This window comes from Achromobacter sp. FW305-C-13 (assembly GCF_058783475.1).
Window position 1 is genome coordinate 1,218,367 of the sequence record NZ_JBYSYN010000002.1, and the last position, 12,923, is coordinate 1,231,289.

Consider the following 12,923-nt stretch of genomic DNA (forward strand, 5'->3'; position numbering starts at 1 on the left):
TCAGCTGCCGCCGGAGACGTCGATGAAAGAGCCGCTGGTGTAGCCGGCTTCGTCCGAGAACAGCCACATCACCGCGCCCGCCACCTCTTCCACCGAGCCGCCGCGGCGCAGCGGAATCACGCTTTTCAGCCGGTCCACGCGGCCGGGCTCGCCGCCGCTGGCGTGCATCTCAGTGTAGATGGTGCCGGGCCGTACGCCGTTCACGCGGATGCCCTCGGGCGCCACTTCCTTGGACAGGCCGATCGTCAGCGTATCCAGCGCGCCCTTGGACGCGGCGTAGTCCACATATTCGTTGGGTGAACCCAGGCGGGCGGCGGCCGACGACACGTTGACGATGGCGCCGCCCTGGCCGCCGTGGCGCGTCGACATCCGCCGCACGGCCTCGCGGGCGCACAGGAAGGCGCCGATGACGTTGGTGGACAGCACGCGCAGCAGGCGGTCGGCATCCATGTCGTCCACGCGCATCTGCTTTTCCAGGATGCCGGCGTTGTTGACCAGCGCATCCAGCCGGCCCAGCCGCTCGTCCAGCGTGTGGAACATGCGCAGCACCTGGTCTTCCTGCGAGACGTCGGCCTGGATGGCCAGCGCCTGGCCGCCTTCACGCCGGATTTCGGCCACGACGGCGTCGGCGGCGTCCGCATGGGTGCGGTAGTTGACAGCGACCGCATAGCCACGGCGGGCGGCCAGTTTGGCGACGGCGGCGCCGATGCCCCGGCTTCCGCCGGTAACGAGCATGACTTTAGACATGGTTTTCTCCTGCATGACTGCCACGTTAGCAGAACGCAGGCTCAGATCCACACGTCGTTCGGGGCGCTGCGCGCGCCGCCCTGGTCGCCGGTGTTCACGACCCCACAGGGTTCCACCAGCATCAGGTGAGTCTCTTCCTGCGCGCAGGGCTTGTGTTCGACACCCTTGGGGATGACCGTCATGTCGCCCGGGCCCAGGTCGATGTGGCCGTCGCGCAGTTCGATCCGCAGCCGGCCGCTGACGACGATGAACGTCTCGTCGGTGTCCGCATGGCTGTGCCAGACAAAATCGCCCTGCACCTTGACCACCTTGAACTGGTAGTCGTTCATCTGGGCGATGACCTTGGGCTGCCAGTGCTCGGAGAACAGCGCGAGCTTGCCGGCGATATTGATGGAGGATATGGGGGACATGGCGGAGCCTGAGAAAGGTGAAGACGCTTGCAGCATAGGGCGGCAGGGCGCGCGCCGTCTTGTACGTTCTTGCAGGTTTTCCGTGTCGGGCCCGGCACGGCGGGGCTAGCCGTGCAGCATCCGCCGCCAGCGGTCTGGCGTCATGCCGTAGGTCTGCACATGGCGATGCGTCAGGTGGCTCTGGTCGGTGAAGCCGGCGCCCGCCGCGGCGTCCGCCAGCGGCTGGCCGGCGGCGATCAGCCGGCGGGCGAGATCCAGGCGGCGCAGCATCACGTAGCGATAGGGGCTGGTGCCGAACAGCGCGCGGAAATCGCGCGACAGGCGCCAGCGGTCGTTGCCCGCGGCCTGCGCCAGCTGGTCCAGCGTGATCGGCTGGCCGAGCGAATCATGGATGAACTGCCGGGCGCGCTCTGCGGCGGGGTAGTCGGCCGTTCGGCGTCCCTGAGGGCGGCCGGCGGCGGCGCACAGCGCATGGGCCAGGTCGTAGAGCGCGTCGTCTTCCTGCAAGGGGTCGATGGCCGCCCGGGTGCTCTGCAGCAGCGCTTCGCTGGCGGCGTGCAGCCGCGGGTCGGCAGAGAGGCCGCCCGCGATGAATGGCAGCGGCCGGCCGCCCAGGATCTGCTGGATCAGCGCGGGTTCGACGTAGATCATGCGGTAGTGGAAACCGGCTTCGGTGCCTGCCTGCCCGTCGTGCGGTTCGTCAGGGTGCAGCACGATGGTGCCGCCGGGCAGGCTGTGCCGGCATGAACGCCGGTAGTGGAAGCTTTGCACGCCCGACAGCGTGCGCCCGATGGCGTACGTGTCGTGGCGGTGCATGTCGTAGCCATGACCGCCGAAGTAGGCTTCGATGCGCTCCACATGGCCCGAGGGCGCGGCGCGCAGTATCCAGTCCTGCTTCGGTTGGGCCAACATCATGGCAGACGTGCGGCAGGGTCTACTTCTTCACCTGCACCAGTACGAACTCGTTGCCGTACAGGTCGATGAAGTGGGCGTAGACGGTGGTGTCGTCATGGACGGGCTCTTTGGTGAAGCGCACGCCCCGCGCGGCGAACTTGCTGTGGTCGCGCACGACGTCGTCGGTGTAGAACACGCCCACCGGCTGGCCGCCGGTCTGGTCGCCCACGCGGTCGCGTTGCGCCTGGGTCAGGGCTTGCAGCAGCCAGACGCCGACCGCGGGTTGTTCCGGCAGGCGCAGGTGCACATACCGTTGCTGGCCCACGGGCATATCGACGAACACCTCCATGCCGAGCTTGTCTTGGTAAAAAGAAATGGCGGTGTCGTAGTCGTTCACGAGAAGGACGAGACGGCCCAGCGAATGCATGTCAGGACTCTCTTTGAGGTTAAGCGTGCGGCTATGCTAACCCGTCGCGGCCCTTTACCGGCTGTCGGCCTCGCGCAACAGCCGCAGGCCCACCAGCGGGTAGCGCGTTTCCTGGGTGTTCCAGTTGCGGTAGGACGACCGGGTATAGAGCGCCCAGGTGTGCCACGAGCCACCCCGGCGCACGCGCACATTGCCGCTGTCGGGGCCTTGCGGATCATCCGTGGGCGAGTGCGCGTAGTAGTCCTCGCCGTACCAGTCCGCCACCCATTCCCAGGCGTTGCCGTGCATGTCGTACAGGCCGAAGGCGTTGGGCGCGTAGGTGGCCACCGGCGCGGTGAACGTGTAACCGTCGTGGCGGGCCGAGGCGAACGCCTGCCATTTCGGCCACAGCGGTTGGGCGTCGGCGTCAAAGCCGTTGCCGGCATCGGGCATGCCGGCCGGGTCGTCGCCGTTCTGGTAGCGCGTGCGCGTGCCGGCGCGGCAGGCGTATTCCCATTCGGCTTCGGTGGGCAGCCGGTAGACGCGGCCTTCCTTCTGGGTCAGCCAGCGGGCCAACGCCTGGGCGTCGTTCCAGCTGATGTTCACGACGGGGTGATCGTCGGTCTGGGCGAAGCCCGGGTTGCGCCAGGAATAGCGGCGGTCGCGGCCTTCGAAGGCGTCGCCGCGTTCGGACTTGTCGGGATCGTAGGCGGCGTTGTAGCCATAGCCGCCCGTGCCGTCGGCCTCGGATTCGGGCACATACCCGGAGGCTTCGATAAAGCGCCGGAACTGTCCGACCGTGACCTCGGTGCGTTCCAGGTAGAACGGCCGGGTGATGCGCACGGAATGCACGGGCGCTTCGTCGAACAGCTGCGCGAAACGGTCCTTGGGATATTGCGGGTAGTCGCGCGCCAGCGCCTCGGGCGTTTCGTCACTGCCCATCTGGAACGTGCCGGCGGGGATGGCGACGAACACCATGCCCAGCGAATTCTCGATCAGCGCAGGGGGCTCGCTGGACGGGGCCGCGCGCAGCGGGGATGACAGCAGCAAACTGGCAAGCAACAGGCAGGGACGGATACGCATGGAGGGTCGCGGGCGCGGGGCGCAGGGCCAAGGGTGCGACATAGTAGGGCGGCCGCGTCCAGACAGCCAGACGCGGGGAACCCTCATACGGGCCCGGCGCTTTCCCCTGCCTTGCGCAAGGTGAAGTTGATCCGCCGGCTGCCCAGTCTGGGATGCGGCAGGTCTTTCATGGGCATTACGCCGTGATAGCGCAGCCGGTCCACGCCGCCCCACACGACCACGTCGCCATGCAGCAGGGGCACGCGCACGGTCTTGTCCGAGCGTTCGTGGCCGCCGAACAGGAAGAGGGCGGGCATGCCCAGCGAGACGGAAACGATGGGGGCGCCGTAGTCGCGTTCGTTCTTGTCCTGATGCAGCGACAGCCGCGACCCCGGCTCGTACTGGTTGACCAGGCAGGCGTCGGGCGCAAAGCCGGGAAAGCCGGCCTCGGCCGCCGCAGCCTGCGCCAGTTCCAGGAAGGCCGAAGGCAGGTCGGGCCAGGGCAGGCCGGACAGCGGGTCGATGCGCGTATAGCGGTAGCCGTGCGCATCCGTCGTCCAGCCCCATTGCCCGCAATTGGTCAGCGCGACCGACATGGTGTAGCCCCCCGGCGTCTGCATGCGCCGGAAGGGCGACTGCGCGGCGACGGTGTCCACGCCTTGCAGCAGCGCTTCGGCAAAGGGCAAGGCAAACCCGCGCAACACGAAGGATTGCGGCCCGATTGCCTCGCGCCCGCTTTGCGCGGTGTCGTCGTCGCCAAACAGGTCCAGCGATGTCGTCATGGTCATTGCGCGTCGTGGAAGATCAGCCCCAGCGTGTGGCGCCGGCCGCTGCGCAGCGCGCTGACGCCGTGCCGCATGGCGGTCTTGCGCCAACCGCGCGCGCCGGGCACGGGCCGCTGGTTCACGGTGAAGATCAGCGCGTCGCCCTGCTGCAGCGGCAGCACCTCAGCGCACTGTTCGCGGCTGCTGGTTTCCGTCATCACGAATTCGCCGCCCGTGAAATCCTGGCCGGGGCGCGACAGCAGCACCGCCACCTGCAGCGGGAACACGTGTTCGCCGTACAGGTCCTGGTGCAGGCAGTTGTAGTCGCCGGGGCCGTACTCCAGGATCAGGGGCGTGGGACGGCGTTGGCCGGCGTCATGGCAGCGCTGCAGAAAGGCGGCGTGGTCGGCGGGATACTGCACATTGATGCCCAACTGCCGGTTCCAGCGGTTCGCGATCGGCACCAGTTGCGGATACAAGGCGGTGCGCAGCTGCTGCAGCAACGGCGGCAGCGGATAGGAAAAGTATTTGTATTCACCGCGGCCGAAGCCATGCCGCGCCATCACGATACGGCTGCGGTAGCCGTCCGGCGCGGCGTAGCCGGCCGCCAGCGCCGCGCATTGGGCGGGCGTCAGCAGGCCGGGCGCGATGGCATTGCCATGCGCATCCAGCGACTCGGTGATCCGGGCCCAATCGAGGTCGGGCAGGGGAGCGGCAGGCGGCATATCCATGAGGCGAGGGCAGGCAAGGCGAAGCAGAAAAAACCAGTCTACGCCTGCCCGCCGCTAGGCGAACTCCGCTTGTTGCGCCGGGGTCACAGCAGCGGCTCCAGCGGCAGCAGCGACACGAACCAGACGGAAAACCGCTTCCACACCGTCGTGCCCGGCTCGGTGTCATGGCGGATCGTTTCCCCATTGCGCTGCTCCAGCCAATACAAGTCGCCTTTATCGTCCAGGCAGACGCGGTAGGCCACCTTGGGCAACTCGTTCTTGAAGGCATCGGCAATGCGGCCCGCCAGCGTCGGGCTGTCGATCACAAAGCCCAGTTCCGTATTCAGGGTGGCCGAACGCGGGTCGAAGTTGAACGACCCGACGAAGATGCGCTGCCCGTCCACCGCGAAGGTCTTGGCGTGCAGGCTGGAACCCGAGCTGCCGAAGGGCCCCATGCTCTTGTTGCGCTCGACCTCGCCCGCCATGCGCTTCATCTCGAACAATTCCACGCCGGCTGCCAGCAGGTCCTTGCGGCGCTTGGCGTAGCCCGAATGCACGACCGCGACGTCGGTCGCTTCCAGCGCATTGGTCAGCACCTGCACCTTGACCCCGCTTTTCGCCATCTTCGCGAAGGCTTCCGTGCCGGCAGCCGTGGGCACGAAATAGGGTGACACCAGTTCCAGATCGGTCGCGGGCGCGCCGATGATTTCATGCAACTGGTGCGGCAGCATCGCCTCGGGCGGCGCGGTGCCCAGCGTCTTGCGCGGATCGTCGCTGACCATGCGGGTGTTCGCCCATTCCAGGCGCAGCTCGCCTTGCAGCAATTGCCGGATGAAGGGCAACTGCTTCATGGCTTCGGCATAGGCGGCGGCTTCGGGCGACCCTTCCACCTTGCTGGCCCGTTCCTCCAGCGCTTGCAGCGCGCCCGGCTCGGCCTTCTTCAGCAGCCGGTCCACGGGGTAGGCGGATTCGCTGGCCCAGTACCGGTCGAAATCCATCGACACGTCATTGACGGCCGCGCCGATCGCCAGCACGTCCAGGTCGGTGAACAGCACGCCGTTGGCGGCGCCGAAGTATTCGTCGCCAACGTTGCGCCCGCCGATGATGGTGGCCTGGTTGTCCGCGGTGAAGGACTTGTTGTGCATGCGCCGGTTCAGGCGGCTGAAGTCCGTGACGTAGCCCAAGGGCTTGGGCCAGCGCAGCACAAAGGGGTTGTACAGGCGGACTTCGATATTGGGGTGTTCGTCCATCGCGGCCAGCACCGTGTCCAGGCCCGACGTGCCGTTGTCGTCCAGCAGCAGCCGCACGCGCACGCCCCGGTCGGCAGCGGCGTGCAGCGCTTCCAGCAGCATCGTGCCCGTCATGTCGTCGTGCCAGATGTAGTACTGCACATCCAGGCTGCGCTCGGCCGCCCGCGCCAGCATCATGCGGGCGGCGAAAGCGTCATAGGCGTTGGACAGCGGGTGGATGCCCGACTTGCCGGGGTGCGCTGCCGCCAGCGGCGCGATGCCGCGGCCCAAGGACGTGGCGGCGGATTGTTCGGGCGTCAGCGCCTGGGACTCGCTGCGCTTGTCGAGCGGGGGCAGGCTGCATCCGCTTAGAAACGAAAGGCAGAGGGCGGTCATAAGAAGGGGTTTGGCCAAAAGCATGCCCGTATTGTGCCGAAAAAAGTGGCAGGCACCGGGTCTTGATGATTTTCCATATTTGGAATAAATTCCCTAATATGGAAAACACAACGATTGATGCCGATCTGGACCGCCGCATCGCCCAGCGCCTGAAAGCCTTGCGCTTGGCGCGCGGGTGGTCGTTGGACGAATTGGCGGGGATGGCTGGCGTTAGCCGCGCCACGCTCTCGCGGCTGGAAAACGCCGAGGTCAGCCCCACGGCCAGCGTGCTGGGCAAGCTGTGCGCGGCCCACGGCTTGACCATGTCGCGGCTGATGGTGATGGTGGAAGACGATTTCGCGCCCTTGGTGCCCGAGCACGGGCAGGCCGTGTGGGTCGACGACAGTGCGGGCTTCACGCGGCGTTCCGTGTCTCCGCCGGCGCAGCAGTTGGCGGGCGAAGTGCTGGCCTGCGAGCTGGCGGCAGGCGCCCGCATCGGCTACGAGCAATCGCCGCGGCCGGGGCTGGAGCACCACCTGCTGATGCTGGAAGGCGAACTGCATATCACCGTCGACGGCCAGACGCACATCCTGGCGCCGGGCGACTGCCTGCGCTATCAACTGTTCGGCGCCAGCCAGTTCATCACACCGCCGCATAGCGGCGCCCGCTACCTGCTCTTCATCGTCTGAAACCGCCATGTCCCACGACCCCGCCACCCTTGAATTGACCCTGCTGACGGCGGATGACGCCGCTGCCAATCTGCCCGCGCTGGGCGAACTGCTGCACGCCTGCGTGCAAGGCGGCGCCAGCGTCAGTTTCGTCCTGCCGTATTCCCCGGAAGACGCGCAAGCGTTCTGGCGCAACAAGATCCTGCCGGCGCTGGCCGGCGGCAAGCTGGCGCTGTGGGTGGCGCGTCAGGACGGTCGCATCGCCGGCTCGGTGCAATTGGATAGCGATACGCCGCCCAACCAGCCCCACCGCGCCGAGGTGCGCAAGCTTCTGGTGCACCCCGATTTTCGCCGGCAGGGCATCGCCCGGCACTTGATGCGCGAGGCCGAAGCCCATGCGGTGCGCATCGGCCGCAGCTTGATCACGCTGGATACACGCACCGGCGACAGCGCCGAGCCCCTGTATGCGTCGCTGGGCTATGTGACGGTGGGGCAGATCCCGCATTTCAGCCGCGACCCGCATGATGCGGGCAAGCTGGACGCGACGACGATCATGTACAAACGGGTGTAGATAAGGCCGACGGACAACGGAATAGGCCACCCATCCGGCCACAAAAGCAGCCCCCGAAGGGGCAACAAAAAAGCCACCCGCGAGGGTGGCTTTCTTATTCAATCAGCGCCCATTCAAGCCAGCGGCTTGATGCCCACGCTGTAAGGGGGCGCATTGCCGCGTGCGGCGGCCTTGATCTTCAGCATCGAGCCGCCGGGGGTGAATTCGAAGTCCTGCAGCGGCACTTCGAACCATTGGTGGAAGCTGGTGCGGGAAAACTCGGGCACCCAGACTTTGGCGCGCCGCGCGTCGCAGTGGAATTCCACCAGCGTGCGGTCGATGCCCAGGGGGCGGGTGTTGCCGATGCGGTAGCTGACGCGCAGTTCGGCGCTTTCCGTCGAGCCGGGGCGCCAGGTCAGGCCGATGGATTCCATGAATTGTTCAATCGCCTGAATGCCGCGATACATAGCTGACTCCGAATGCTGTCGGGCGCCGGGCGCCCACGAAAATCCGCCGCGCGCGGCGGCGGGAAACAGACGGATTATCCGCCATTCCGGGGCAGGCTGCCCAGCCGGCGGCCCGCGCGGGGCGGAATGCGGCGCCGCGCCAGGCGTGCGGGCGGGCTTCAGGCGCTGGTTTTGGCGCAGAACGCCAGGATGGCGTCGGCGACGGCTTGCGGGGCTTCGCGCTGGGGAAAATGCCCCACGCCGTCCAGGACGCGACGTGCATAGCCGCCCTGAAAGAAAGCCTCCTTGCCTTCCGACGTGGCCGGCTGGTTGCAGGTGTCGGCGCCGCCATGCAGCACCAGCGTGGGTACGGTCAGCACGGGGGCAGGCGTCAGCAACGCCGTGTCGGCCCGGTAGGCGGCGTCGCCTTCGGCATAGCCCCAGCGGTGGCGGTAGGAATGCAGCACCACGTCTGCCCAGTCGGGATTGTCGAAGGCGCGCGCGGCCTGGTCGAAATCCTCGGGCGTGTACCAGGCGCCGGGCGACCACGTGTCCCACATGGTGCGGGTGAACTCGCGGCGGTTGCCGCGAACGGCCTCGGCGCCCCGCGGCGTCGCCATGAACCAGTGGTACCAGTAATTGCGTGCCTGGCTCAGCGACAACACCTGGTTCGGGTCGTTGGTGCCATAGCCCACCGACAGCAGTACCAGCTGCCGCGCGACACCCGGCCGAAGGCCGCAGGCGTTGGCGGCGGCACGCGCGCCCCAGTCGTGGCCCACCAGCAGCGGGCGGTCGATACCCAGCGCATCGATGAAGTCCAGCAGGTCGCGCCCCAAGGCGGCCAGTTCGCCGCTGCGCGGCGTCGCGGCATCGCGAAAGCGGGTCGGCCCGAAACCGCGCAGGGCCGGGCACAGCACGCGGTAGCCATCCGCCGCCAGGCGTCCGGCGACGGTGTTCCAGCTTTCGGGGCTGTCGGGCCAGCCGTGCAGCAGCACGGCGGTGCGGGATCCGGCAGGGTTCCATTCCAGATAGGCGATATCCAGCAAAGGGGTCTGGATCTGAGCGTAGGCGGACATGAGGAGGTTCCTTCTTTCGGTGACGGTGCTGTCACGATAGCGGCAGGTCTTGTCATGATTCTTGATGAATAAGCGATTATTATCAATAAATCATGAATATAAGGATGGCAGGCGATGGATATTCCTAACGAGTCCGCCGGCGTGGTGCTGGACCTGACGCTCTTGCGCACGTTCCTGGAGGTGGTGGACAGCGGCGGCTTTGCGTTGGCTGCCGATGCGCTTTCCCTGACGCCCTCGGCCATCAGCGGCCACATCAAGCGCCTGGAGGTGCTGGCGGGCGCCACCTTGCTGGACCGCACGACGCGTAGCTTCGAAGTGACGCCGGCGGGCGAGACGCTGTACGCCTACGCGCGCAACATCGTCGATCTGGAGCGCGAGGCGCGCGCCCGCTTGAGCGGCACGCGCCTGAAGGGCCGCTTGCGCATCGGATCGTCGGAGGATTTCGCGGGCGCGTGGCTGGCCGAAGTGCTGCAGGCGTTTCACCGCGGTCATCCGGAGGCTTCGATCGAACTGAAGGTAGGCGTTACCGCCGACCTGCTGCGCCAGCAGGCGCGAGGCAAGCTGGATGTGGTGTTCGGCAAGCAGTGCGCGCGCGTGCAGGACGATGGCGAGCTCTTGTGGGAAGAAGACCTGGTGTGGGCCTGGGGGGAAGACAAGCCGTGGAAGCCCGGGCGCCAGGTGCCGTTGGCCGTGTTCCCCGAACCTTGCGTGTATCGCGAAGCGGCCATCACGGCCTTGGGGCAGACGAAGCAAGGCTGGGTGCCGGCATTCGAAAGCGGCAGCATGGCGGGTTGTCTAGCCGCCGCGTTGGCGGGATTTGCCGTGGCTCCTGTTGCGCGCAGCCAGTTGCGCGAGGGCTTGCGCGCCCTGTCGCGCGATGACGGCATGCCCGACCTGCCGATGACGCGCTTCTACGCGTATCTGCGTTCGGCCGAACCCGCGGTGCAGGCGCTGGTGGCGGCAGTCAGGCAGACGGGGCAGCGGCGCCGCTTCGGGCGCTGAACGCCTCGACGCATCGCCGGCCTTTATCGCCGCCATTGAGTAAAGCAAATGGACGCCACGCGCCATGGCCCGCACCATGACGCACATGTCCTTACCGAGGCCGGCGCGCAGTCCGCCGGCCGGGACGCTTCACTCAAGGAGTCATCATGGCGAATTTCTTACTGGCATTGGTCAACGCGGAACTCTCGTTGTTCGGCGTGCAGACGGCTGACGAACCGGTGGCGGCGCCCGCCACCGTGGCGCAGGACACCGCGCCTGCCTTCGATAGCGAGCATTACCGCAGCGCGCTGGGCTGACCGCGCGCATTGCCGCGCAAAAAGCATCAGCGTAGAAATAGGCAGGTTTCACGCAAGAACGAGCCTGTACGCCAGCACGCCCGATTCTTAATATCCCTACCAGGCTCAGGGCCGAAGCATCAGTCATGAATGCTTTACCCGGCCTGGCCGCCCGGCCTCTTGCCGGCGGCTGCAAGCATGCAGGCTAGCAAGGGATGGGAATCGCATGAATACCGAAAAAATCTGGTTGGTGACGGGTGCGTCGACGGGCCTGGGCCTGGTTCTGGTGAAGATGCTGCTGGACCGGGGTCACAAGGTGGCGGCGACGGCCCGGGATGGCGATGCATTGCTGGAAGCCGTAGGGGCCAAGCTGGAAGGGCAGTTCCTGCCCTTGTCGGTGGATCTGGCCGATGAGCGCAACGTGCGCCGTGCGGTGGACGCCACGATGGCCGCGTTCGGCGGCGTGGATGTGGTGGTGAACAACGCGGGCGACGCGTTGCAGGGATCGTTGGACAGCCTGTCCGACGATGCCTTGCGCGGCACGTTCGATATCAACGTGTTCGGCATGCTGAACGTCATCCGCGCGGTGCTGCCGCGCATGCGCACGCAGCGCAGCGGGCACGTGTTCAATATCTCGTCGATCCTGGGCTTTGACGGCGGTTACGCGCAGTGGGGCGCCTACAGCGCCGCCAAGTTCGCGGTCAGTGGTTTGACCGAGGCGTTGGCGGCCGAGGCGTCGGCATGGGGCGTGCGTGTGTCGCTGGTGTACCCGGGCGCAATGCGCGCGGGATCCCACCCGGATCGGGGTGATGCGCCCGAAATGGCGGCGCGCGATCCCTTGCGGCAAGAGCTGGGCGGCGATCCCGTCAAGGCGGCCCAGGCCTTGATCAGCGCGGCGCAGGCGCAGTACGCGCCGCTGCATCTGTTCCTGGGCCGGGATGCCTTCGACCAGGCGCGCGGCAAGATCCAGTCGGTGCAGCAGGAACTGGCGCGCTGGCGCGAGATGTCGGTGTCGATCGGTTTTGTCGACGAGCGGCGTCTGGCGGCGTGACCTGCCAAGGGGGCTGGACCGCGCTCAGGCGGTCCAGCCTTGCACGACCTGGTACGCGCCCAGCAACGCCAGGCTGATCATGAAGCACAGTTTGAACGTGCGCGCGGAAAGGCGGTTGCGCAGCCATTGGCCCAGCGCCATGCCGATCAGCGCGGGCAGCAGCATCAGCACGGATGCCCCGGCCGCGCCGGAACTGTAGCCGCCGTTTAACGCAAGGCCTGCCGCCAGGGCCACCGTCGACACCGTAAATGAAATGCCCATGGCCTGGATCAGGCCATCCTTGCCCAGATTCAGCGCTTGCAGGTAGGGCACGGCCGGGATCACGAACACGCCTGTCGCCGCGGTGATCACGCCGGTGACGACGCCGACCACCGCGCCCAACATCTGTTCGTGCCTGCGCGGCACGCTGGGCGGCGAGCCGAACAGGCCCCAGGCCGCATAGGCGATCAGCGCCAAGCCCAGGCAGACGCTCGCCCAATGACCGCTGGGCGCGCCCAGCCACAGTGCGCCTGCGATCGTGCCGACGCAGACGCCCACTTGCAGGGCGCCGATCCGGCGCAGCGTCAAAAAGAGCGTGGGCCAGGGCCGCGCCTGCCAAAGATTGGTGATGAGCGAGGGCACGATCAACAACGCGGCGGCTTGCGCCGGCGCCATGACCAGGGCCAGCATCGCCATGGAAATGGTGGGCAGGCCCAGGCCCACCACGCCTTTGACGACGCCGGCCAGGACGAACACGGCGACCGTCACGGCAAGCAGCGCCGGCGTGCCGCCGGGGAACAGGTCCAGCGGGTTCACAGGCGCTCGCATTGAGAAAGCTGGGCGGGCCGGGGCCGGCTGAAGAGCGCGTAGGCCACGTCCCCGGCGCCCGGGCCCTCCTGGCGCGCCGCGCGCAACAACCATTGCCGGGCTTCGCACAGATCGGTAGGCATGGCCGGGCCATACAAGGCGGGTCCCCCGATCAACGCCACGCCCAGCAGCCGTTGCGCGGGGGCGTGGCCGTCGTGCGCGGCGGCTCGCAGCCATGCCAGCATGGCAGGCACGTCGCCTTCGGTCTGGGCTTCCAGCGCCAAGGCGTACTTCTGCGCGGGCGTGGTGTAGTCGCTGAGGCCAGGCTGGGCTATGGCGCTGCCTGAGGTTTGCAAGACCAGGCACAGCAGTGCCAGGCTTGGCCATCGCGCGCGACGGGCACATGGATTCAGGGGTTTCATGATCTGATTCCGGAGAGTTGTCAGGGGAGCCCCGGGGGCATGCCTTATTC

At 67.2% G+C, this 12,923-nt stretch carries 17 protein-coding genes; 5 read left to right on the top strand and 12 right to left on the bottom strand.

Annotation, left to right across the window (positions count from 1 at the left end):
* From AC3WMU_RS16905 to AC3WMU_RS16940, 8 genes are all read right to left on the bottom strand, one after another.
* A complete protein-coding gene (locus tag AC3WMU_RS16905; protein ID WP_280026521.1) occupies window positions 1-747 on the bottom strand; it encodes an SDR family oxidoreductase in 747 nt (248 codons plus the stop codon).
* A gap of 41 nt (window positions 748-788) precedes the next feature.
* Window positions 789-1,157, bottom strand: coding sequence for a cupin domain-containing protein (locus AC3WMU_RS16910; protein WP_488704466.1), 369 nt, complete (start codon window positions 1,155-1,157; stop codon window positions 789-791).
* Window positions 1,158-1,262: 105 nt separating this feature from the next.
* The gene (locus AC3WMU_RS16915; RefSeq protein WP_492282709.1) at window positions 1,263-2,072 is read right to left on the bottom strand and encodes an AraC family transcriptional regulator; all 810 of its coding nucleotides are present in this window, start codon (window positions 2,070-2,072) and stop codon (window positions 1,263-1,265) included.
* A gap of 19 nt (window positions 2,073-2,091) precedes the next feature.
* Window positions 2,092-2,478: a VOC family protein gene (locus AC3WMU_RS16920; RefSeq protein WP_006222559.1), complete on the bottom strand. Its 387-nt coding sequence runs from the start codon at window positions 2,476-2,478 to the stop codon at window positions 2,092-2,094.
* Window positions 2,479-2,532: 54 nt separating this feature from the next.
* The gene (locus AC3WMU_RS16925; RefSeq protein ID WP_006222560.1) at window positions 2,533-3,540 is read right to left on the bottom strand and encodes a formylglycine-generating enzyme family protein; all 1,008 of its coding nucleotides are present in this window, start codon (window positions 3,538-3,540) and stop codon (window positions 2,533-2,535) included.
* 83 nt (window positions 3,541-3,623) lie between these two features.
* Window positions 3,624-4,301: a DNA oxidative demethylase AlkB gene (gene alkB / locus AC3WMU_RS16930; RefSeq protein WP_280026527.1), complete on the bottom strand. Its 678-nt coding sequence runs from the start codon at window positions 4,299-4,301 to the stop codon at window positions 3,624-3,626.
* Between the two features lie 2 nt (window positions 4,302-4,303).
* Window positions 4,304-5,014, bottom strand: a complete 711-nt coding sequence (locus tag AC3WMU_RS16935) for a 2OG-Fe(II) oxygenase (RefSeq protein ID WP_006222562.1) — start codon at window positions 5,012-5,014, stop codon at window positions 4,304-4,306.
* Window positions 5,015-5,097: 83 nt separating this feature from the next.
* Window positions 5,098-6,618 (bottom strand): phospholipase D family protein, encoded by a 1,521-nt coding sequence (locus tag AC3WMU_RS16940; protein ID WP_492282710.1) that lies wholly within the window; start codon window positions 6,616-6,618, stop codon window positions 5,098-5,100.
* Window positions 6,619-6,716: 98 nt separating this feature from the next.
* Between AC3WMU_RS16940 and AC3WMU_RS16945 the strand changes: the two genes are divergently transcribed.
* Both AC3WMU_RS16945 and AC3WMU_RS16950 read left to right on the top strand, forming a co-directional pair.
* Complete coding sequence (locus AC3WMU_RS16945) at window positions 6,717-7,286, top strand: helix-turn-helix domain-containing protein (RefSeq protein WP_492282711.1); 570 nt, start codon at window positions 6,717-6,719, stop codon at window positions 7,284-7,286.
* A 7-nt stretch (window positions 7,287-7,293) separates the two neighbouring features.
* Complete coding sequence (locus AC3WMU_RS16950) at window positions 7,294-7,836, top strand: GNAT family N-acetyltransferase (protein WP_280026531.1); 543 nt, start codon at window positions 7,294-7,296, stop codon at window positions 7,834-7,836.
* A gap of 113 nt (window positions 7,837-7,949) precedes the next feature.
* On the opposite strand, the gene AC3WMU_RS16955 is transcribed toward AC3WMU_RS16950, so the two are convergent.
* Both AC3WMU_RS16955 and AC3WMU_RS16960 read right to left on the bottom strand, forming a co-directional pair.
* Window positions 7,950-8,282, bottom strand: a complete 333-nt coding sequence (locus AC3WMU_RS16955) for a hypothetical protein (protein WP_006222567.1) — start codon at window positions 8,280-8,282, stop codon at window positions 7,950-7,952.
* Between the two features lie 158 nt (window positions 8,283-8,440).
* On the bottom strand, window positions 8,441-9,337 hold the full coding sequence (locus tag AC3WMU_RS16960) for an alpha/beta fold hydrolase (protein ID WP_492282712.1): 897 nt from the start codon (window positions 9,335-9,337) through the stop codon (window positions 8,441-8,443).
* A 114-nt stretch (window positions 9,338-9,451) separates the two neighbouring features.
* On the opposite strand from AC3WMU_RS16960, the gene AC3WMU_RS16965 reads away from it, so the two are divergent.
* The 3 genes from AC3WMU_RS16965 to AC3WMU_RS16975 all read left to right on the top strand — a co-directional run bounded on the left by AC3WMU_RS16965 (window position 9,452) and on the right by AC3WMU_RS16975 (window position 11,665).
* Entirely contained in the window at window positions 9,452-10,339 is an 888-nt protein-coding gene (locus AC3WMU_RS16965; RefSeq protein WP_088589508.1) for a LysR family transcriptional regulator, read from the top strand.
* 146 nt (window positions 10,340-10,485) lie between these two features.
* The gene (locus tag AC3WMU_RS16970) at window positions 10,486-10,635 is read left to right on the top strand and encodes a hypothetical protein (protein WP_427961486.1); all 150 of its coding nucleotides are present in this window, start codon (window positions 10,486-10,488) and stop codon (window positions 10,633-10,635) included.
* A 205-nt stretch (window positions 10,636-10,840) separates the two neighbouring features.
* A complete protein-coding gene (locus AC3WMU_RS16975; RefSeq protein ID WP_006222571.1) occupies window positions 10,841-11,665 on the top strand; it encodes an SDR family oxidoreductase in 825 nt (274 codons plus the stop codon).
* Window positions 11,666-11,689: 24 nt separating this feature from the next.
* On the opposite strand, the gene AC3WMU_RS16980 is transcribed toward AC3WMU_RS16975, so the two are convergent.
* Window positions 11,690-12,460, bottom strand: coding sequence for a sulfite exporter TauE/SafE family protein (locus tag AC3WMU_RS16980; RefSeq protein ID WP_280026540.1), 771 nt, complete (start codon window positions 12,458-12,460; stop codon window positions 11,690-11,692).
* The gene (locus tag AC3WMU_RS16985) at window positions 12,457-12,873 is read right to left on the bottom strand and encodes an SEL1-like repeat protein (protein ID WP_315134113.1); all 417 of its coding nucleotides are present in this window, start codon (window positions 12,871-12,873) and stop codon (window positions 12,457-12,459) included. Before AC3WMU_RS16985 ends, AC3WMU_RS16980 begins: the two co-directional genes overlap by 4 nt.
* Between the last annotated feature and the right edge of the window lie 50 nt (window positions 12,874-12,923).

Excerpts from the sequence above, each read along its gene's own strand:
- AC3WMU_RS16905 (WP_280026521.1), bottom strand. The coding sequence starts at position 747 with ATGTCTAAAGTCATGCTCGTTACCGGCGGAAGCCGGGGCATCGGCGCC.
- AC3WMU_RS16910 (WP_488704466.1), bottom strand. The coding sequence starts at position 1,157 with ATGTCCCCCATATCCTCCATCAATATCGCCGGCAAGCTCGCGCTGTTC.
- AC3WMU_RS16915 (WP_492282709.1), bottom strand. The coding sequence starts at position 2,072 with ATGATGTTGGCCCAACCGAAGCAGGACTGGATACTGCGCGCCGCGCCC.
- AC3WMU_RS16920 (WP_006222559.1), bottom strand. The coding sequence starts at position 2,478 with ATGCATTCGCTGGGCCGTCTCGTCCTTCTCGTGAACGACTACGACACC.
- AC3WMU_RS16925 (WP_006222560.1), bottom strand. The coding sequence starts at position 3,540 with ATGCGTATCCGTCCCTGCCTGTTGCTTGCCAGTTTGCTGCTGTCATCC.
- alkB (WP_280026527.1), bottom strand. The coding sequence starts at position 4,301 with ATGACGACATCGCTGGACCTGTTTGGCGACGACGACACCGCGCAAAGC.
- AC3WMU_RS16935 (WP_006222562.1), bottom strand. The coding sequence starts at position 5,014 with ATGGATATGCCGCCTGCCGCTCCCCTGCCCGACCTCGATTGGGCCCGG.
- AC3WMU_RS16940 (WP_492282710.1), bottom strand. The coding sequence starts at position 6,618 with ATGACCGCCCTCTGCCTTTCGTTTCTAAGCGGATGCAGCCTGCCCCCG.
- AC3WMU_RS16945 (WP_492282711.1), top strand. The coding sequence starts at position 6,717 with ATGGAAAACACAACGATTGATGCCGATCTGGACCGCCGCATCGCCCAG.
- AC3WMU_RS16950 (WP_280026531.1), top strand. The coding sequence starts at position 7,294 with ATGTCCCACGACCCCGCCACCCTTGAATTGACCCTGCTGACGGCGGAT.
- AC3WMU_RS16955 (WP_006222567.1), bottom strand. The coding sequence starts at position 8,282 with ATGTATCGCGGCATTCAGGCGATTGAACAATTCATGGAATCCATCGGC.
- AC3WMU_RS16960 (WP_492282712.1), bottom strand. The coding sequence starts at position 9,337 with ATGTCCGCCTACGCTCAGATCCAGACCCCTTTGCTGGATATCGCCTAT.
- AC3WMU_RS16965 (WP_088589508.1), top strand. The coding sequence starts at position 9,452 with ATGGATATTCCTAACGAGTCCGCCGGCGTGGTGCTGGACCTGACGCTC.
- AC3WMU_RS16970 (WP_427961486.1), top strand. The coding sequence starts at position 10,486 with ATGGCGAATTTCTTACTGGCATTGGTCAACGCGGAACTCTCGTTGTTC.
- AC3WMU_RS16975 (WP_006222571.1), top strand. The coding sequence starts at position 10,841 with ATGAATACCGAAAAAATCTGGTTGGTGACGGGTGCGTCGACGGGCCTG.
- AC3WMU_RS16985 (WP_315134113.1), bottom strand. The coding sequence starts at position 12,873 with ATGAAACCCCTGAATCCATGTGCCCGTCGCGCGCGATGGCCAAGCCTG.